Source organism: Pseudomonas sp. UBA6276 (genome assembly GCF_002438365.1).
GTDB classification, from domain to species: domain Bacteria; phylum Pseudomonadota; class Gammaproteobacteria; order Pseudomonadales; family Pseudomonadaceae; genus Aquipseudomonas; species Aquipseudomonas coleopterorum.
This window is the reverse complement of sequence record NZ_DJUS01000068.1, coordinates 1-18985: the sequence shown is the minus strand read 5'-3', so window position 1 is coordinate 18985 and position 18985 is coordinate 1. Positions and strand designations below refer to the sequence as shown.

Genomic DNA, 18985 nt, shown 5'->3' with positions numbered 1-18985 from the left:
GCGAGGGGCCGCTGCGGGCGATGTCTTAGAGGTACACGACCTCGATGGTGGCGGCACCGTCCAGAGCGACTTCGTCGGTCAGTGTCAGCGTGCTTTTCGGTGCGAGGATGATGTGGGATTTGAGTGTCAATGCGGCATTTTCGATCGGGATGGGGCCGGTGGTAACACCAGCCTGGTCGGTGAAACCGTGGATGACGCCATTGCTGCGGATCGACTTCACTGCAGTGCTCGACGTCGACCAACTCGCGCCGCCGTTGCTGCTTTCGCTGATGTAGGCTTGCACGCCGTCGATTTTGGAACTGTAGGTTTGCAAGGTCAGGTAGTGCGCGCCAAGCTTTTCGCCCGCGGGCGTCAGTCCAAGACCGTACGGGTTCGAATACCAATTGTTACCGATGGTACTGGCCCGGTTGTCGATACCGCGAATGGCGAACAGCGTCTTGCCGGTGCAGTTCACGTTCAGCATGTGGTACTGATCCGGCGTTGGGCGCGAAGGCGAGTCCTGAAGCAGATCGGCTGCAGAGATCTTGCCGAAGCTTATGGTCGGGCTGGTGTGGGTGGGCGTGCACGCGGCAGGCACAATAGAGCCAGTCACGGTAAGGTCGACCGTCGATGCGGCCATCGCAGCGGGCAGGGCGGCCAGCAATGCGACGCCGGTCAGCAGGCGGGGTAGTAGGTTCATGATGGACTCCCAGGTTGGCTAAAGGTCGTTGCACATCGCAACGCCGCCAACTCTAGGAGCGGTCAAGCAGCCGGTAAGTGAGCCGATTCAGAAGTTTGCCGTGAAACTTCCTAGCTGATTTCCACAGCCAAACAGGAATTTGCCTCTCACCGTAGGAGCGGTCATTGGCCGCGAAGCAGGCGCCGCGGTGCGTCTGGCAGACCGCAATGCGTCCTTCGCGGCCACGGACCGCTCCTACGGCGCAGTTGGGTCAGATTTTCTGCGCGATCCAGATGGTATGACGGGTGCCTTTGTTGCCGTGGGCGAATACTTGCACCTCTTCGGCCTTGAAGCCGGCCTTGCGCAGTTTGTCGCTGAACTGCCGGTCGGCGCTGGCGGACCATACGGCGAGCACGCCCTTGGGCCGCAGTGCCTTGGCGCAGGCATTGAGGCCGCCGGCCGAGTACAGCCAGCTGTTGGCCTTCTGGGTCAGGCCTTCGGGACCGTTATCGACGTCCAGCATGATGGCATCGAAGCCGGCCGGCTCGGCCTGCAGGACCTTGGCCACGTCCTCCATACGGATGACGGTGCGCGGATCGGCCAGCGGGTTGCCGGCCTTCTCACCCAGTGGGCCGCGGTTCCATTCGACCACGCCCGGGACCAGTTCGGCGACCACCACCTCGGCGGTCTTGCCCAGATGCTTGAGCGCCGATGCCAGCGTGAAGCCCATGCCCAGCCCGCCGATCAGCACCCGCGAGTTCGGCCGCCCGGCCACCTTGCGACAGGGGATTTCGGCCAGGGCGTCTTCGGAACCGTGCATGCGGGTGTTCATCAGTTGGCCGCCGTCACCGCCCTGGATCTTGATAACGAAGTCTTCGCCGTACTCGAACAGGCAGAGCGCACCGCCGTTGTCGGGGATCGGTGTGGTGTCGAGCAGTACGAAACGTTTCATCGGTCAATCTCGGAGGGAGGACAAGGGGGTGCCATGGTAGTAGCCTGTGTCATCGGAACAGGCAGTCTGGCCTTGGGGTGTTCAATGAAGTTGCGCAGTGTATCGGTCTTTGCATGTGTTGCCCTGTGTGCCGGTGTGGTATCGGCCTCGTCGCTGCCGCCGGGTTCGCCGGGTACACCCACGCCAACGCCCTACCCACAGGTCACCGTGCCGCCTACCCACGGCGGCGAAGGCATGAACGGCTCACCGCCGTTGCTGCCCCCCATACCGCTGCCCACACCACCCAAGGCCGACAACGTGCCCGAACCCGTCCGCCAGGACACCCCGCCCACCCCGGTCAAACCCAAATCCCCCGGCGGTTGATCGTGTTTTTCCTGACCGACCGCACTCACCGCCGACGCGGCTCGCGCCGCTGCTACAGGGGTTTGCGCACGCCGCATGAACCGCAGCATCCGGCATACCACGATCCCTGTAGCAGCGGCGCAAGCCGCGTCCGGGTTCAACGCGTTTCCTCAGGCACACCGCATCAAGATTGCTTGGGTGTCCCCAGGGCCTTGAGAACGAAGGCATATTCCAACGCCACGTCGCGCAGGCCCTGATAACGGCCGCTCATGCCGCCATGCCCGGCGCCCAGTTCGGTCTTGAGCAGCAGCAGGTTCTTGTCGGTCTTGCACGCCCGCAGACGCGCCACCCACTTTGCGGCTTCCCAGTACTGCACGCGGCTGTCGTTGTACCCGGCGATCACCAGCAGGTGCGGATACGCCTGCGCGGTGACGTTCTCATAGGGCGCATACGCCTTGATCCGCGCATGCACCTCGGGCTCCTGCGGGTTGCCCCACTCGTCGTACTCGGTCACCGTCAACGGCAGGTCGGGGTCGAGCATGGTGTTGAGCACATCGACGAACGGCACCTCGGCCACCGCCGCCTGGAACAGCTCCGGCCGCTGGTTCAGCACTGCGCCGATCAACAGCCCACCCGCGCTGCCACCGCTGATCACCAATTGCTCGGCGCGGGTCAAACCCTGCTCGATCACGTGTTCGGCACAGGCGATGAAATCGCTGAAGGTGTTGCCCTTGTGTTCCTGCTTGCCAGCGCGATACCACGCCTCACCCAGCTCGCCACCGCCGCGCACATGGGCGATGGCGAACGCGATGCCACGGTCCAGCAGGCTCAACCGTGCGTGGGAAAACCAAGGGTCCAGGCTCTCGCCGTAGGCACCATAACCGTACAGGTACAGCGGCGTGGGCTGGCCGGCGAAGGCCTTCTTGACCACCAGGCTGATCGGCACCTGGGTGCCGTCCGCGGCGGTGGCCCAGAGCCGTTGGCTGACATAGTCGTCCGCATCGAACGCGCCCAGCACCGGGGTCTGCTTGAGCACCACCTGTGCGCCGTCGCGCAGGCTCAATTGGCGCACCTGCCCAGGCCGATTGAGCGCCTCGTAGCGCAGGCGAATCTGCTCGCTGGCGAACTCCAGGCTGTCGGAAACGTACAGGCTGTACGCGGCATCAGGCAGTTGCACCGGATACGGCGCTTGTCCCTGGGCATGCACTTCGATGATCGGCAGGCCGCGCGCACGTAGGCTCAAGGTGAAGGCTGTGGCATTGAGAGTCACGCCTTCGAGCATCACCTCGTCACGGTGCGCGATCAGCGTTTGCCACTGCTCGCGGGTCGGCGCCATGCTGTTGTCGGCTGCCTGGTACAGGGCGAAATTGATGCCTTCCTGATTGCTGCGGATGAACCAGGTCCAGGCACCGTCGAGCTGGCCGTGATCGGGGTAGTACTCATGGTGCTCGACCCGTGGCGCCAGGCAGGCGAAATCACCGTTGGGCCGCTCGGCATCCAGCACCCAGGCCTCACTGGTGGTCTTGCTGTTGAGCAGCAGGATCAACTGGCGCTCGGAACTGGCGCGGTAGCAATGCAGGAAGAAACGCCCGTCGAGCTCCTCGAAGACCTGCTCGGCACCCTCGCTGCCCAAGGTGTGGCGGTGCAGCCGATAGGGGCGGTGGGTCTCGTCCAGTTCGCCGAAGAACAGCGTCTGGCTGTCGTTGGCCCAGGTCATGCTGCCGTCGCAGTCATCGAAAGGCAACTCGACCACGGCGCCGGTGGACAGCTCCTTGACGAACAGCCGGTAGACCTCGTCGCCGCTGGTGTCCAGGCTGTAGGCCAGACGCTGGTGGTCGGGGCTGACGTTGAACGCGCCCATGGACAGGAAGCCGCCGTCTGCCAGCACGTTGGGGTCCAGCAACAATTGCTCGGAGTGCTCGTCGACCTGGCTCGAGCCATCGGCCGGACGCGCGCAGCGATAATGGCGCGGGTACTCGTCACCCGCTGTGGTGCGGGTGTAGTACAACCAAGGGCCCCAAGGGGAGGCCAGGGACAGGTCGGTTTCGCGAATGCGCCCCTTTATCTCCTCGAACAACTGCTCGCGCAGCTCGGCCTGGTCGGCGAGTTGCGCTTCCTGCCAGGCATTCTCGGCCTTGAGGTGGTCGAGCACATCGGCGCGGTCGCGTACCTGCAGCCAGGCGTAGGGATCGGCGCCGGGAGCGACATGGGCGATAGGGGCGGCGGTTGGCTGGGACATGAGCGGCTCTCTTGGCGCAGGCGTTGACGGCACGTGCCGGTGGGCACGACAACAGGAGCGCCTGGCAGGCGAAAAGCCGTTATCATAAGCGCCTATTTGCCTGCCATGCCACGGACACCATGACCGAGAACGACTATTTCCTCGCCTGGGGTATCTACGCCTTCGCCGCCTTGGGCTGCATTCTGGTGTGGTTTCGCATCACCCGCTGGATGTGGCGCTACCTGCGCGAGCCACTTCGCCTGCTGGGCGTGGTGCTGTTGCTGACGCCCACGGTGGTCGACCCGGCCCGCGACCTGCTGGCCCCGGCCGTCGCCATCAGCACGCTGGAACTGCTGTTCAAGATGGGCGGCAGCGCCTGGGGCGCGATCTCCGATCTGACCATGGCGGCGGTGATCGCCCTTGGCGTGTACGTGATCTTCGCCCTGGTGCGCCTACCGTTCCTGCGCAAGGCCGAGGCGCGCCGTCGGGCGCAAGCCCAGGCCCAGGCGGACGCTGCCGCGCAACGCGATGACGATGGCGAAGCGCTCGCGCAGCGCGTCGACGATCGCGAACAGCGCCATGTGTCGCCTCCGCGGGAAAACCTGCGTGTCGAACCGCGCATCTGAATCCACGCCCATCGTCTCGAGTACCGTGCATGTGTGAACTTCTGGGCATGAGTGCCAACGTACCGACCGATATCGTTTTCAGCTTCACCGGCCTGATGCAGCGCGGCGGTCGTACCGGGCCGCACCGCGACGGCTGGGGCATCGCCTTCTATGAAGGCCGTGGCCTGCGCCTGTTCCAGGACCCGACCGCCAGCAGCGAATCGGAAGTGGCGCAGTTGGTGCAACGCTATCCGATCAAGAGCGAAGTGGTCATCGGCCACATCCGCCAGGCCAACGTCGGCAAGGTCTGCCTGGCCAATACCCACCCGTTCGTACGTGAGCTGTGGGGGCGCAACTGGTGCTTCGCCCACAATGGCCAACTGGCCGGTTTCGACCCGCGTGCCGATTTCTACCGCCCGGTGGGCGACACCGACAGCGAAGCGGCCTTCTGCGATCTGCTCAACCGCGTGCGTGACGCCTTTCCCGAGCCAGTCGAGTTCGAGCGGCTGCTGCCCATCCTCGTGGAGGCGTGCGAGCAGTACCGTGGGCAAGGCGTGTTCAACTGCCTGCTCAGCGACGGCGACTGGCTGTTCTGCTTCTGTTCGACCAAGCTGGTGCACATTACCCGGCGGGCACCTTTCGGCCCGGCGCGGCTCAAAGACGTGGACGTGATCGTGGATTTCCAGGCCGAAACCACGCCTGACGATGTGGTGACGGTGATCGCCACCGAACCCCTCACCGAGAACGAAACCTGGAACCGTTACGAGCCCGGCAATTGGGGCCTGTGGCGCCAGGGTGAATGCGTGGCCACCGGACAGGCGCAACCCGCCTAGCCTGCCTGTTTGCCTGGAACGACCGACAAGAAGCACCGTGGCAATGCCACCCTAGACCGAGAGAATGTTCATGCTGCGAAGCTACCTGCGACTTGTGCTGTTTGCCGTCGGCCTGCTGGTGGGTGTGCAAGTGCCCGGCGTGATCAACGACTACGCCCAGCGGGTCGAGGCACATCGCCTCGAGGCGCAGCAAAGCCTGCGCGGTTTCAGTGAGACCGCGCAGCGTTTCTTCAATGGTGACCTGCAGGCGCTGGTGGCGCATTACCGCGCCAGCGAAGATCCAGTGTTCCGTAGCGATGCCGCCAGCATTGGCGCGTTGCTGACCCGCAACCAGTTGTTGGAGCGTGAGTGGCAGGCGTTGCAGGGACCCTGGTATGAAAAAGCCTGGCATGTACTGGCCAAGGCCGATCCGCAACTGCGCCAGGAAACCCTCAACGGCTACAACTACCAGGTGCTGCTGGCGCCGGAAGCGATTGCCTGGGGCATCGCCTGCGCGCTGCTGCTGGCCTGGGTCGTGGAAAGCATCATCCTGTTCATCGGCTGGACCCTGTGGTTCGGCCGTCGCCGCGCCAAACCCGTGGCCGAACCCCTGGTACGTCGCGAACGCTAGAACGCCACCCTGCGCGCCTCAGCCGTCACTTGGCCAGATAGCGCATCCCGTCTTCCAACCCGCTCAGGGTCAGCGGGTACATGCGCTCTTCCACCAGCTCCCGAATCAGGTGGGTGGAGGCCGTGTAACCCCAGGTGTTCTGCGGATAGGGATTGATCCAGATGAGTTTCCTGTAGGTCTGCACAAAGCGCTGCAACCACACCAACCCCGGCTCCTCGTTCCAGTGCTCGACACTGCCGCCCGGGTGAGTGATTTCATAGGGCGCCATGGCGGCATCGCCAATAAACACCACCTTGTAGTCGGGGCCGTATTTGTGCAGCAGGTCGTGGGTGCTGATGCGCTCGGCGTTGCGTCGGTGGTTGTCCTTCCAGACCGTTTCGTAGACGCAGTTGTGAAAGTAGAAATACTCCAGGTGCTTGAACTCGGTGCGACAGGCCGAGAACAACTCCTCGCAGACCTTCACATGGGCGTCCATCGAACCGCCGATGTCAAACAGCAGCAACAGCTTGACGTTGTTGCGCCGCTCGGGGCGCAGCTGGATGTTGAGCAAGCCGCCATCGCGTGCGGTGTGGTCGATGGTGCCATCGATGTCCAGCTCGTCGGCCGCACCCTGCCGGGCGAACTGGCGCAATCGGCGCAGTGCCACCTTGATGTTGCGCGTGCCCAGCTCGACACTGTCATCCAGGTTACGGTATTCGCGCTGGTCCCACACTTTCACGGCCTTGCCCTGGCGTTCGCCGGCATCGCCCACGCGGATGCCCTCGGGGTTGTAGCCACCCGAACCGAACGGGCTGGTGCCACCGGTGCCGATCCACTTGCTGCCGCCGGCGTGCCGGCCTTTCTGCTCTTCCAGGCGCTGCTTGAAGGCTTCGATCAGCTTGTCCAGCCCGCCCAGGGACTGGATCTGCGCGCGCTCCTCGGCGCTCAGCGAGCGCTCGAACTCCTTGCGCAACCATTCTTCCGGAATCAGCGCTTCAAGGTGTTGATCGAGGTTCTGCAGGCCATTGAAGTAGGCCGAAAACGCCCGGTCGAATTTGTCGAAGTGCCGTTCATCCTTGACCAGGATCGCCCGCGCCAGGAAGTAGAACTCGTCCATGTCGGCGAACGTCACCCGTTGCTCCAGGGCGTTGATCAGGTCAAGCAACTCGCGCACCGACACCGGCACCTTGGCCGCGCGCATTTCATTGAACAGGTTGAGCAGCATGGCGGACGCCCTCGCAGTCGGAAAGAGGGAGTCAGCGGTTGCCGCGCCGGCTCATGAAGGCCAGGCGTTCGAGAAGCTGCACGTCCTGTTCGTTCTTGACCAGGGCACCGGCCAGCGGTGGAATCGCCTTGGTCGGATCGCGTTCGCGCAGCACGGCTTCACCGATGTTGTCGGCCATCAACAGCTTGAGCCAGTCGACCAGTTCGGAGGTGGAGGGCTTCTTTTTCAGGCCCGGCACCTTGCGCACATCGAAGAAGACGTCCAGGGCCTCGGCCACCAGGGTTTTCTTGATGTCGGGGTAGTGTACGTCGACGATGCGTTGCAGGGTCGCGCGGTCGGGAAAGGCGATGTAGTGGAAGAAGCAGCGACGCAGGAACGCGTCGGGCAGCTCTTTTTCGTTGTTGGAGGTAATGATGATGATCGGGCGATGGCGGGCCTTGATGGTTTCGTCGGTCTCGTAGACGTAGAACTCCATCTTGTCGAGTTCCTGCAGCAGGTCGTTGGGGAACTCGATGTCGGCCTTGTCGATTTCATCGATCAGCAGGATGACCCGTTCATCGGCTTCGAAGGCCTCCCACAGCTTGCCTTTCTTGAGGTAGTTGCGCACGTCGTGGACCTTGTCCACACCCAGCTGCGAATCGCGCAGACGGCTGACCGCGTCGTACTCGTACAGGCCCTGGTGGGCCTTGGTGGTGGACTTGATGTGCCAGGTGATCAGCCGCGCACCGAAGGACTCGGCCAGTTGCTCAGCCAGCATGGTTTTGCCGGTGCCTGGTTCGCCCTTGACCAGCAGGGGCCGCTGCAGGGTGATCGCGGCATTGACCGCCAGCTTGAGGTCGTCGGTGGCAACGTAGGCGGGGGTGCCTTCGAACTTCATGGGGCTGTCCTCGGTGGTCAAATGTGGTGGTCGACTATATAGCGCGGTGAGGTGTTTGTAGTGGGTCAGATAGGGCCTCTTCGCGGGCAGAGACCCGCTCCCACAAGGGGCGGTGCAAACTCTGTGGGAGCGGGCTCTGCCCGCGAAGAGGCCAGTCCAGCCACAGCATTTGCATCCGACCTTGTGTGAGTAGACCTGCCACCTCATTCCTGCTTGGGCGGCGCCTGTTCATAGCGTGCGTTGAAAGCCTGCACGAAGCCGTTGCGCAGGATCTGCCAGAACGCCTGCAGCGGGCTGATGTCCTGGCGATGCACGTTACCGCTGAGTTCGACCCGGGTCGCGAACTGGTTCTGCGACTGGTTCTTGAGCACCGTCTCGGTCCCACCGACCACCGCCTCCCAGATCGAACGGAAGAAACCCTTGTCCTTGTTTTCCACGTCCTGCTGCCAGTTGAACACATCGACGTTGTGCAGCAACGGCTTGATGTAGCCACTCAGGCGGGCATTGTCGGCATCCGCTTCGATCACGATATCGCCCGTGCCGGCGTTGAAATCGAACTTGCCATAGGCACCGGAGAAGTCATTGAGCCGACGCAGCTCGATCCCGGTGGCGCGCAGGCGAAATTCGAAGTCTTCGAAGTTGCTGAACGGATCGAACGTGGCAGTGCTTTCCACCAGGGCCTGGCCGAACAGCTTGGCATGGCCTTCGAAACGCGCATCGCGCTTGCCTTCCAGGTCTTCCACATTGGTCAGGTTGTAGAGGCTGGCATTGACTTGGTTGGCGCTGATGTTGACCTGGGGCTTGGACGAGAAATTGCGGAAGCTGATCTTGCCGTCGTTGACCCGCACCTCGTTCAAGGTGATCGGCAGCAGCTTGTTCATCTGGTCGCGCCAGTCAGTACCGGCACCGGTCTGAGTGGCCTGTTTGTTGGCGCCACCGTCGACGAAGTTAAGCTCCGGGCGCAGGAATTCTACTCGTGCCACCACCGCGTGGTCGTACCACAGGGCGTGCCAGCTCACGGCGATGTCGATCACCGGCGCGTCGAGCAACGGTACCGGCACCTTGCCGCTGGTCTTGATGATCTGCAGGCCATTGATCTGATAGGCGCCGCGCCACCAGGCCAGGTCGACGTCGCTGACGCGGCCCTTGTATTCGCCCATGTCGGCGAGCTTGTCGTTGAGGTAGTCGCGCACCAGGTAGGGCAGGGCGATGTGCAGGGCGAGCACCAGTACAACCAGGCCGGTGAAGGTCCAGAGCGGCCAGCTGTAGCGACGTTTCATGGCAGAATCTCCCGAACGATGGTTAGCCATTGACTGTCCACAGTCTCATCCGTTCGCTGGACTCGCCCCCATCGCGGGCTTAACCTTGGATTTTTCCTGCTGCAGCACAAGGACCTTTTCGCCATGAGCCGCATTTACGCCGACAACGCCCACTCCATCGGCAACACGCCGCTGGTGCAGATCAACCGCATCGGCCCGCGCGGGGTGACCCTGCTGGCCAAGATCGAGGGCCGCAACCCCGGCTACTCGGTCAAGTGCCGCATCGGCGCGAACATGATCTGGGACGCGGAAAGCTCGGGCAAGCTCAAGCCGGGCATGACCATCGTCGAGCCCACCTCGGGCAATACCGGCATCGGCCTGGCTTTCGTGGCCGCCGCGCGCGGCTACAAGCTGATGCTGACGATGCCTGCGTCCATGAGCCTGGAGCGGCGCAAGGTGCTCAAGGCGCTGGGTGCCGAACTGGTCCTGACCGAGCCGGCCAAGGGCATGAAGGGTGCCATCGAAAAGGCGGGCGAGATCGTTGCCAGCAACCCCGAGCTGTATTTCATGCCGCAGCAGTTCGACAATCCGGCCAACCCGGCCATCCATGAGAAGACCACCGGCCCGGAAATCTGGAACGACACCGACGGCGCCGTCGATGTGCTGGTAGCCGGCGTGGGGACCGGCGGGACCATCACCGGCATCTCGCGCTACATCAAGCAGGTGCAGGGCAAGTCGATCCTCAGCGTTGCGGTCGAGCCGCTGACCTCGCCAATCATCACCCAGGCCATGGCCGGCCAGGACATCACTCCTGCGCCACACAAGATCCAGGGCATCGGCGCCGGGTTCATTCCGAAGAACCTCGACCTGTCACTGGTGGATCGTGTCGAGCTGGTCAGCGACGACGAAGCCAAGGCCATGGCGCGGCGCTTGATGCAGGAGGAGGGCATTCTCTGCGGCATTTCCTGTGGCGCCGCCATGGCAGCCGCCGCCAAGCTGGCGGAGAAGCCGGAAATGCAAGGCAAGACCATCGTGGTCATCCTGCCCGATTCGGGTGAGCGCTACCTGTCGAGCATGCTCTTCAGCGACCTGTTCACCGAGACCGAACTGCAAGCCTGACGGCAGCGGTATGTCTCACCATAGGAGCGGTCCGCGGCCGCGAAAATCACGCCGCGATGCACCTGACCCACCGCGCCGATCTTTTCGCGGCCGATGACCGCTCCTACGGGCCCGCACCGGCTGAATGCCGACCGTTGCCCCGCGCCTTTCATTTCCAGCCGGGCCCCCAGGGTTTATCATGGCGCACTGCCCATTCGAGGATCCGCTCCATGACCCTTTCCTTCGCCGCCAAGGCTGCCGTGCTGTTGCTGTTCATCGGCAGCACGCTCTACGTGCACCTGCGGGGCAAGGCGCGTCTGCCGGTGCTGCGCCAGTTCGTCAACCATTCCGCTCTGTTCGCGCCCTATAACGCCTTGATGTACCTGTTTTCCAGTGTGCCGTCCAAACCCTATCTGGACCGCAGCAAATTCCCCGAGCTGGATGTGCTCAAGGACAACTGGCAGGTCATCCGCGACGAAGCCATGCACCTGTTCGACGAGGGCTATATCCGCGCTGCCGAGAAGAACAACGACGCCGGCTTCGGTTCGTTCTTCAAGAAAGGCTGGAAGCGTTTCTACCTCAAGTGGTACGACAAATCCCTGCCATCGGCCAACGCGCTGTGTCCCCGCACCGTGGAATTGGTCAACAGCATTCCCAACGTCAAGGGCGCCATGTTCGCGCTGCTGCCCGGCGGCAGCCATCTGAACCCACACCGCGATCCATTCGCCGGTTCGCTGCGCTATCACCTGGGCCTGTCGACGCCCAACTCCGATGCCTGCCGCATTTTCGTCGACGGCCAGGAATACGCCTGGCGCGATGGTGACGATGTGATGTTCGACGAGACCTACGTGCATTGGGTCAAGAACGAAACCGAACACACTCGGGTCATCCTGTTCTGTGACATCGAGCGGCCGCTGAGCAATCGCTTCATGGCGAGCCTCAACAAGCGCGTCAGCGCGTTCCTGGGTCGCGCCACCGCGCCGCAGAACCTGGACGACGAGCGCGTCGGCGGCATCAACCAGGCCTACGCCTGGAGCAAGACCTTCAGCGATCGCTTCAGCGGCAAGGTCAAGCAGTTCAAGCGCGCCAACCCCAAAGCCTACCGCGTCCTGCGCCCGGTGCTGGCGGTGGTTGTGCTGACCGCGTTGGGGTACTGGTTGTTTGGTTGATCCTTAAGGCCTTTTCACCGCCTTCCCCGCCCTACGCGCAAGCCCGCTCCCACAGGATTCTCGCTATTCGACAACCCTTTGTGGGAGCGGGCTCTGCCCGCGAAGGCGTCAGTATAGGCAATACACCTCCCACCCCCTGTCACATCTTGTCCAACCTCCCCACCTGAGGATGCATACGATTCGCTTTTACAACCGAATCGTAAGGAAGTTCCATGCATCCTCCACTTTCTTTGCGGCCCCTGGCCGTGATGATCGCCCTGGCCACTGCCGGGGTGGCTCGAGCCGAGCCGATCGAATTGACCGCCCCGACCGTCCTCGATGAAGTCGTGGTCACAGCGTCTGGATTCGAGCAAAGCGTGGAGGATGCACCGGCCTCCGTCACCATCATCACCGGCGACGAACTGCGCAAGAAATCCTACAACGACCTCGGTGATGCCGTACGCAACATCGAGGGTGTGATCGTCAACGGCAGCGCCAACGAAACCGACATTTCCATCCGCGGCATGCCACCGGACTACACCCTGATTCTGGTCGACGGCAAACGCCAGAGCAGCCGCGAAACCCGGGTCAACGGCAACCGCGGCTACGAGCAGAGTTTCGTGCCACCGGCCGAAGCCATCGAACGCATCGAAGTGGTCCGCGGCCCGATGTCATCGCTGTACGGCTCGGACGCCATCGGCGGCGTGATCAACATCATCACTCGCAAGGTCTCTCCCCAGTGGGGCGGCTCGGTGTCCTACGATTACGCGGCGCGCCAGCACAGCGATCAGGGCAACGCTCGTCAGACCCAGTTCTACCTCAACGGTCCGCTGGTGGAGAAGTACCTGGGCGTACAGGTCTGGGGCCGCTACCTCGACCGCCAGGCCGACGACGATGTGGAGGTCACCAACGGCTTCACAAAGGCCGACCACAAGGACCTCACCGCGCGCCTGGCCTTCACCCCCAACGAGGACCACGACATCCTTCTGGAAGGCGGCGCCACGCGCTTGAAGAACGGCGACGGCACCAGCGTCAACTGGGCCACCCGCGAGCAGGAAAACAACCGCGACCACTACTCGCTCTCGCACCAGGGGCGCTGGGGCTGGGCGACGTCGGACGTGTCCCTGGCCTATGAAAAAGCCAGCCGCGAGGGCAAGGCCGCAGCCAATCAGCCGGAGATTCTGGGGCGCAAACCGGTGGTGGAGAACACCGTGTTCGATGCCAAGCTGGTCATCCCCACGGCCTACAACATCACCACCACCGGCCTGCAATGGAACCGGGCGCAGTTGAGCGACTGGAACCAGGGCCTGATGGACCGCCGCAACTACGAGTTCTCGGTGACCCAGAAAGCCCTGTTCGCCGAAAACGAATGGTCGGTGACCGACGATTTCGCCTTGACCACCGGCGCCCGCGTCGACGAGCACGAGCAATACGGCACCCACGTCAGCCCGCGTCTCTATGGCGTCTGGCGTGCCACACCGGACTGGACCTTCAAGGGCGGCGTGGCACGTGGCTTCAAGGCCCCGGAGATTCGCGCCGTGGTGCCCGGTTACGCCACCATCCGCCGCAACACCTACGTGAACCTGGGCAACCCGGACCTGAAACCGGAAACCAGCACCAACTACGAACTGTCGGCGCTGTGGTCCAACCGCAATAACCTGTCGGCCGGCGCCACCGTGTTCCACAACGTGTTCAAGGACAAACTGTCCACGGAAAACACGGCCCGCCGCTGGAACGGCTACATCGTCCAGGACCGCATCAACGTCGATGAAGCGACGATCACCGGTGCCGAGGTCAACGGCCGCTGGGACATCACCCGTGCCTTTGCCGTGAAGGGCAACTACACCTACACCGATTCGGAGCAGAAGAGCGGCAGCAACGCAGGCGCACCGCTGTCGCTGACACCCGAGCACAAGGCGAACGTCAGTGCCGACTGGACCCTGTCCGACCGCGCCCAGGCGTGGGCCTCGGTCAACTACTATGGCCAGGAATACGGCACCACCCTGAGTGGCGAACCGGCCCCGGCCTACACCACGGCCGACATCGGTGGCTCGTACGAGCTGACTCGCGACATCACCCTCAAGGCGGCGGTGTACAACCTGGCCGACAAGCGTCTGGATGACGACACCTACGGTACGGTCAACTACGGTCGCACGTTCTGGATGGGCACCACGCTGCGCTTCTGACACGCCAAGGCTCTACCGGAAGGATCAGCCCGGCAGCCGCACCAGGGCCGCCAGCCCCGGTGTCCGGTTTTCCAGCACCAACTCGCCGCCATGAGCCTGCACGCAGGCGCGGGCGATCGCCAGCCCCATGCCCAGGCCGCCACCGTGGCTGGGGTCGGCGCCGCCCTTGCCCAGCTGCACGAAGGGCTCGAACACCTGTTGCAGCCAGGCGGCGTCGATCCCCGGTCCGTGATCGCGAATCTCGATGCACAGCCCGCCTGACGCTTCCCGGTACAGGCGCACCTGCGCATCACCGCCATGGCGCAAGGCATTGTCGATCAGGTTGGTCAGCGCCCGCTTGAGGGCTAGCGGTCGACAGCGGCAGGCCACCGGCGCTGAGCCTGGCCAGTCGATGGGCGTGCCCAGGGTCTGGTAGCGTCGGGCGAGGTCGCTCAGCAAGTCACCCAGGGAAACCTCGACGGTGGCCTCCTGCACCGCATCGCCGCGTACGAAATCCAGGGTTTCACTGACCATGGCGCGCAACTCGTCGAGGCTGTCGAGCATGTCCTGGCGCAGCTCGGGGTCTTCGAGCAACTCCACCTGCAAACGCAGCTCGGTGATGGGCGTATTGAGGTCGTGGCTCAGCGCGGCCAGCATGCGCGTGCGGCCCTCGACATGGCGGGCGATACGCTCCTGCATCACATTGAACGCCAGGGTCAGTTCCTGTGCCTCGCGCGGGCCCGACAACGGCAGCGGTGCGATCCATTCGCCCCGGCTGACGCGTTCGGTGGCCAGGGCCAGACGTTTGACCGGCGCGACGACGCGGCGCATGAAAAAAATCACGATCAGCAGCACCGGGATGGTACTGACCGGCACGCTGTAGGCCAGCAGCCGGCCCCATTCATAGGCACCGGCAGGTGTCTGCTCGGCGTTGAACTGGGTGCCGTCGGGCAGGCTCATCGAGCTGCGCAGGCGCAGGGCCTGCCAACCGGCGCGCTTGAACAGATGCTCGCGGGCCGGACCGCCGCTGCTGCGCTCCAACTGCAGGACAACCACCGCTTGGTCGGCAAGCCCCAGGCGCTGACGCACGGCCGTGGCCAGGCGTCGTTCTTCGGTGTGCATGGCAAAAGGCTGGACCTGGGCTGCGGAAGCCACCCAGAAGCGCGCGTCGGCAGTGCCCATGGCGTCGAGCAGGCGCCGGGCGTCGGCCGCCGGCAGGTCGCGCGCCGCTTGATAGGCCGTCGCCAGACGCTCGACCACCAAGGTGCGTGACAGCGGGTGTACCAGCGATCCGGTGCGCTGCAGCAACAGCATCGCGATGAGGTTGGACGCCAGCAGCGCCAGCAGCAACAGCACACCCAATTGCCGGGTCATGGTCCGTGGCCAGGCCCGGCGCAGCCCCTTCATGCCGGGTACTGAACGACGTTTGCCGCCAGGCGGTAGCCACCACCCCACACGGTCTGCAACAGCACCGGCTGCAAGGCGCTGTCGGCCAGCTTGCGGCGCAGACGGCTGATCTGCCGATCGATGGCGCGATCGAACAGATCGCTGCCCGGCCGCGAGGTCAGCTCGATCAAGCGCTCGCGACCCAGCACGGCATTGGGGTGCTCGAGAAACACTTCCAGCAAGCGGCCTTCCACGGTGCTCAAACGCACCTGGCTCTGGTCGGAACGGGTCAGCGTGTTGCAGCCGCTGCGAAAGCTCAGGTCGGCGAACTCGAAACGACGCAAGGGGGCGGGCAGCACTGACGTGGCTTCGCCGGGCGTGCCGCGCCTGCGCAGTACGCTGTGGATGCGCGCCACCAGTTCGCGCGGTTCGAACGGCTTGATCACGTAGTCGTCGGCACCGGCATCCAGCCCCTGGACACGGTCGGCGCAGGCGTCGCGTGCGGTCAGCAGAATCACCGCGGCCGCCGACTTGTGCGCCAGCGCGCGACACAGCTCGAATCCATCGCCATCGGGCAGCATGACGTCGAGAATCAGCACGTCGAACACGTCCTGCTTGAGCAGCGCCCACATGCCCGCCGCGTCCTCGGTGGTGCGGACGTCGAAACCGAAACGGCGCAGGTAGATGGCCAGCGGCTCACGGATCTTGCGGTGGTCATCGACCACCAGCAGACGAGGAGGGGAAGGATTCATGATGGCTGCGTTCGCGGATGATTCTCATTCGGAACGCGATCTTACAGCAAGCTCGATAACCGTGCAGCAGCACCGGACGGGGGCGGCAGGCGCCGACCCCGTCCGGCCGGTGTCACGCCTGAGCGTTCTTGAACGCCAGACGGAACCGGTGCAGCAACGGCTCGGTGTACCCACTGGGTTGCTCACAGCCCTGGAAGACCAGCGCACTGGCGGCCGTGAACGCCACCGAGTTCTGGAAGTCGGCCGCCATCGGGCGGTACGACGGATCCCCGGCATTCTGCTGATCCACCACGCGGGCCATGCGCTCCAGGGTTTCGACGATCTGCTCGCGGCTGACCACGCCGTGGGTCAGCCAGTTGGCCATGTGCTGGCTGGAGATGCGCAGGGTCGCGCGGTCTTCCATCAGCCCGACGTCGTGGATGTCCGGCACCTTGGAGCAACCGATGCCCTGTTCCACCCAGCGCACCACGTAGCCCAGCAAGCCCTGGGCATTGTTGTTCAGTTCCTGACGGATCTCCTCGGCGCTCCACTGTGCATTGGCCACCACCGGGATGGTCAACAGGTTGTCCAGCAGCGCATCGTGCTCGGCCTTGGCGTCGATCTTCTCCAAGGTCTGCTGCACTTCGCTGACATTGACCTGGTGGTAATGCAGCGCATGCAAAGTGGCTGCGGTGGGCGAGGGGACCCAGGCAGTATTGGCACCGGCTTTGGGATGACCGATCTTCTGCACCAGCATGTCGGCCATCAGGTCGGGCATGGCCCACATGCCCTTGCCGATCTGCGCCTTGCCGCGCAGGCCGCAGGCCAGGCCGGTGAGCATGTTGTTGCGTTCGTACGCCGCAATCCAGGCGCTGCCTTTCATGTCGCCCTTGCGCATCATCGGGCCGGCCTGCATGGCGCTGTGGATCTCATCGCCGGTGCGGTCGAGGAAACCGGTGTTGATGAACGCCACGCGGGTCGATGCAGCGCCGATACAGGCCGCCAGGTTCACCGAAGTGCGGCGTTCCTCGTCCATGATGCCGATCTTCAGGGTATTGCGCGAAAGGTTGAGCAGGTCCTCGATGGCGGCGAACAACTTGTCCGCGAAGGCCACCTCGGCCGGGCCGTGCATCTTCGGCTTGACGATGTACAGGCTGCCCGTGCGGGAGTTGCTTCGACGTTCCAGGTCATACAGCCCGATCAGGCTGGTGATCACGCCGTCGAGAATGCCCTCGGGGATCTCCCGGCCTTCATCGTCGAGGATCGCCGGATTGGTCATCAGGTGGCCGACGTTGCGGATCAACAGCAGCGAACGGCCATGCAGGGTCAACTCGCCGCCTGTTGGCGTGTGGTACTGACGATCCGGATTGAGGCGGCGGGTGATGCGCTGGCCGCCTTTCTCCAATTCCTCGGTGAGATCGCCACGCATCAGGCCCAGCCAGTTGCGGTAGATCGCTACCTTGTCACTGGCATCCACCGCCGCTACCGAGTCTTCGCAGTCGATGATAGTCGACAGGGCCGCCTCGAGCAGCAGGTCCTTCACACCTGCCGCATCGGTACGCCCAATGGGCGAGGTGGGGTCGATCTGAATCTCGATGTGCAGGCCGTGGTGTTTGAGCAACACGGCAACCGGCTGCTGGGCGTCGCCCTGGAAGCCGACGAATTGGCTCGGATCGGCCAGCCCGGTCACGCTGCCATCGGCCAGGCTCACCTGCAACTGACCTGCTTCGATGCGATAGCCGTTGGCGTCGCGGTGCGAACCCTTGGCCAGCGGAGTGCTCTGGTCGAGCAGGTCGCGGGCGAAGGCGATCACGCGGTCGCCGCGAACCTGATTGTAGCCCTGGCCCTTGGCCGCGCCGTCGCTTTCCGGAATGGCGTCGGTGCCATACAGCGCGTCGTACAAGGAGCCCCAGCGGGCATTGGCGGCGTTCAGAGCGTAGCGAGCATTGGTCGACGGCACCACCAACTGCGGACCGGCCACCAGGGCGATTTCGTCATCGACATCGCGGGTGCTGATTTCCACGCGGTCTGGCTGGGCCACCAGGTAGCCGATGGCGCGCAGGAAGCTGCGGTAGGCGGCCGGATCCTGAATCGGTCCGGGGTGCGCACGGTGCCACTTGTCCAGTTCGGTCTGCAAGCGGTCGCGTTCGGCCAGCAACAAGCGGTTCTGCGGTGCGAACTCGTGAACCAGGGCGTCGAAACCGGTCCAGAACGCTTCGGATTCCAACCCGCTGCCAGGCAGCACTTCGTTCTCGATGAAATCGTACAGGGTGGCGTCGACTTGCAGACGCTGGGCTCTCATGCGGTGCTTCATTGCGGTCTCCTTGGATACGGGGAAGGAATTCAGGCCAGGGCGGCAGCGCCGGCCTTGGCGATCTGGGCATCTTCAGCGGGCTTGACCCCGGACACGCCGACCGCGCCGATGACCTGGCCTTCGTGGATCAGCGGCACGGCGCCTTCCAGACACGTCATCAGATTACCGGACAGGAACGCGGTCCGCCCGTTGTTAACCATCTCTTCGAACACCACCGATTCCTTGCGCCCCAACGCCGAAGTGCGTGCCTTGCCCGGTGCGATGTAGGCCGTGCTGGCGGCGGCGCCGTCCAGCCGTTCGAACGCCAGCAGGTGACCGCCGTCGTCGACCACGGCAATGCCCACCGCCCAGTTGTTCTTCTGCGCTTCGGCGCGGGCAGCGGCGAGGATGCGGGTGACGTCTTCCTGGCCAAGAATCGGTTTGCTTTGCATGTGCTTCTCCAGTGCTGTTGTCGAGGGGTTCAAATAGCAATGTGTCAAAGGTGGGTGTCAATCGGCCATGGCTTGTTCCACCAGTTCGATCCAGTGCCGCACCGGGGTGCGTGCAGCACCGTCCAGATGGTTCTGGCAACCGATGTTGGCGGTG

The 18985-nt window shown here is 63.9% G+C and carries 18 protein-coding genes; 7 read left to right on the top strand and 11 right to left on the bottom strand.

Annotated elements, in window-relative coordinates; translation table 11 throughout:
• Nucleotides 1-25: 25 nt before the first annotated feature.
• Complete coding sequence (locus B2V21_RS07945) at nt 26-679, bottom strand: DUF1120 domain-containing protein (protein WP_286916530.1); 654 nt, start codon at nt 677-679, stop codon at nt 26-28.
• Nucleotides 680-929: 250 nt separating this feature from the next.
• Complete coding sequence (locus tag B2V21_RS07940) at nt 930-1610, bottom strand: spermidine synthase (protein WP_049861322.1); 681 nt, start codon at nt 1608-1610, stop codon at nt 930-932.
• An 84-nt stretch (nt 1611-1694) separates the two neighbouring features.
• On the opposite strand from B2V21_RS07940, the gene B2V21_RS07935 reads away from it, so the two are divergent.
• The gene (locus tag B2V21_RS07935) at nt 1695-1973 is read left to right on the top strand and encodes a hypothetical protein (protein WP_286916529.1); all 279 of its coding nucleotides are present in this window, start codon (nt 1695-1697) and stop codon (nt 1971-1973) included.
• A 163-nt stretch (nt 1974-2136) separates the two neighbouring features.
• Here B2V21_RS07935 and B2V21_RS07930 read toward each other — a convergent pair whose 3' ends face one another.
• Entirely contained in the window at nt 2137-4191 is a 2055-nt protein-coding gene (locus tag B2V21_RS07930) for a S9 family peptidase (RefSeq protein ID WP_286916528.1), read from the bottom strand.
• 119 nt (nt 4192-4310) lie between these two features.
• Between B2V21_RS07930 and B2V21_RS07925 the strand changes: the two genes are divergently transcribed.
• The 3 genes from B2V21_RS07925 to B2V21_RS07915 all read left to right on the top strand — a co-directional run bounded on the left by B2V21_RS07925 (nt 4311) and on the right by B2V21_RS07915 (nt 6218).
• Nucleotides 4311-4796, top strand: a complete 486-nt coding sequence (locus tag B2V21_RS07925; protein WP_282349643.1) for an MFS transporter — start codon at nt 4311-4313, stop codon at nt 4794-4796.
• Between the two features lie 29 nt (nt 4797-4825).
• On the top strand, nt 4826-5608 hold the full coding sequence (locus B2V21_RS07920) for a class II glutamine amidotransferase (protein WP_286916527.1): 783 nt from the start codon (nt 4826-4828) through the stop codon (nt 5606-5608).
• Nucleotides 5609-5678: 70 nt separating this feature from the next.
• Nucleotides 5679-6218, top strand: coding sequence for a DUF2937 family protein (locus B2V21_RS07915; RefSeq protein ID WP_049862508.1), 540 nt, complete (start codon nt 5679-5681; stop codon nt 6216-6218).
• 25 nt (nt 6219-6243) lie between these two features.
• On the opposite strand, the gene B2V21_RS07910 is transcribed toward B2V21_RS07915, so the two are convergent.
• The 3 genes from B2V21_RS07910 to B2V21_RS07900 form a co-directional block, all read right to left on the bottom strand.
• Entirely contained in the window at nt 6244-7422 is a 1179-nt protein-coding gene (locus B2V21_RS07910; RefSeq protein WP_286916526.1) for a vWA domain-containing protein, read from the bottom strand.
• A gap of 31 nt (nt 7423-7453) precedes the next feature.
• Nucleotides 7454-8299, bottom strand: coding sequence for an AAA family ATPase (locus tag B2V21_RS07905; RefSeq protein WP_043193133.1), 846 nt, complete (start codon nt 8297-8299; stop codon nt 7454-7456).
• 203 nt (nt 8300-8502) lie between these two features.
• On the bottom strand, nt 8503-9579 hold the full coding sequence (locus B2V21_RS07900; RefSeq protein ID WP_286916525.1) for a DUF748 domain-containing protein: 1077 nt from the start codon (nt 9577-9579) through the stop codon (nt 8503-8505).
• Between the two features lie 123 nt (nt 9580-9702).
• On the opposite strand from B2V21_RS07900, the gene cysK reads away from it, so the two are divergent.
• The 3 genes from cysK to B2V21_RS07885 all read left to right on the top strand — a co-directional run bounded on the left by cysK (nt 9703) and on the right by B2V21_RS07885 (nt 13990).
• On the top strand, nt 9703-10677 hold the full coding sequence (cysK, locus tag B2V21_RS07895; RefSeq protein WP_049862474.1) for a cysteine synthase A: 975 nt from the start codon (nt 9703-9705) through the stop codon (nt 10675-10677).
• 209 nt (nt 10678-10886) lie between these two features.
• On the top strand, nt 10887-11825 hold the full coding sequence (locus tag B2V21_RS07890; RefSeq protein WP_049862475.1) for an aspartyl/asparaginyl beta-hydroxylase domain-containing protein: 939 nt from the start codon (nt 10887-10889) through the stop codon (nt 11823-11825).
• 212 nt (nt 11826-12037) lie between these two features.
• Complete coding sequence (locus tag B2V21_RS07885; RefSeq protein ID WP_286916524.1) at nt 12038-13990, top strand: TonB-dependent receptor domain-containing protein; 1953 nt, start codon at nt 12038-12040, stop codon at nt 13988-13990.
• 24 nt (nt 13991-14014) lie between these two features.
• Here the strand turns inward: B2V21_RS07885 and B2V21_RS07880 are convergent, their stop codons facing one another.
• The 5 genes from B2V21_RS07880 to B2V21_RS07860 form a co-directional block, all read right to left on the bottom strand.
• On the bottom strand, nt 14015-15343 hold the full coding sequence (locus B2V21_RS07880; protein WP_286916523.1) for an ATP-binding protein: 1329 nt from the start codon (nt 15341-15343) through the stop codon (nt 14015-14017).
• A gap of 29 nt (nt 15344-15372) precedes the next feature.
• Nucleotides 15373-16107 carry a response regulator transcription factor gene (locus tag B2V21_RS07875; RefSeq protein ID WP_286916522.1) on the bottom strand — a complete coding sequence of 245 codons (735 nt, stop codon included), beginning with the start codon at nt 16105-16107 and terminating at the stop codon, nt 15373-15375.
• Nucleotides 16108-16219: 112 nt separating this feature from the next.
• Complete coding sequence (locus B2V21_RS07870) at nt 16220-18400, bottom strand: malate synthase G (RefSeq protein WP_286916521.1); 2181 nt, start codon at nt 18398-18400, stop codon at nt 16220-16222.
• A gap of 29 nt (nt 18401-18429) precedes the next feature.
• A complete protein-coding gene (locus B2V21_RS07865; RefSeq protein ID WP_286916520.1) occupies nt 18430-18831 on the bottom strand; it encodes a heme-binding protein in 402 nt (133 codons plus the stop codon).
• A gap of 57 nt (nt 18832-18888) precedes the next feature.
• A partial coding sequence (locus B2V21_RS07860; protein WP_286916565.1) for a hypothetical protein occupies nt 18889-18985 on the bottom strand: 97 nt, incomplete at its 5' end.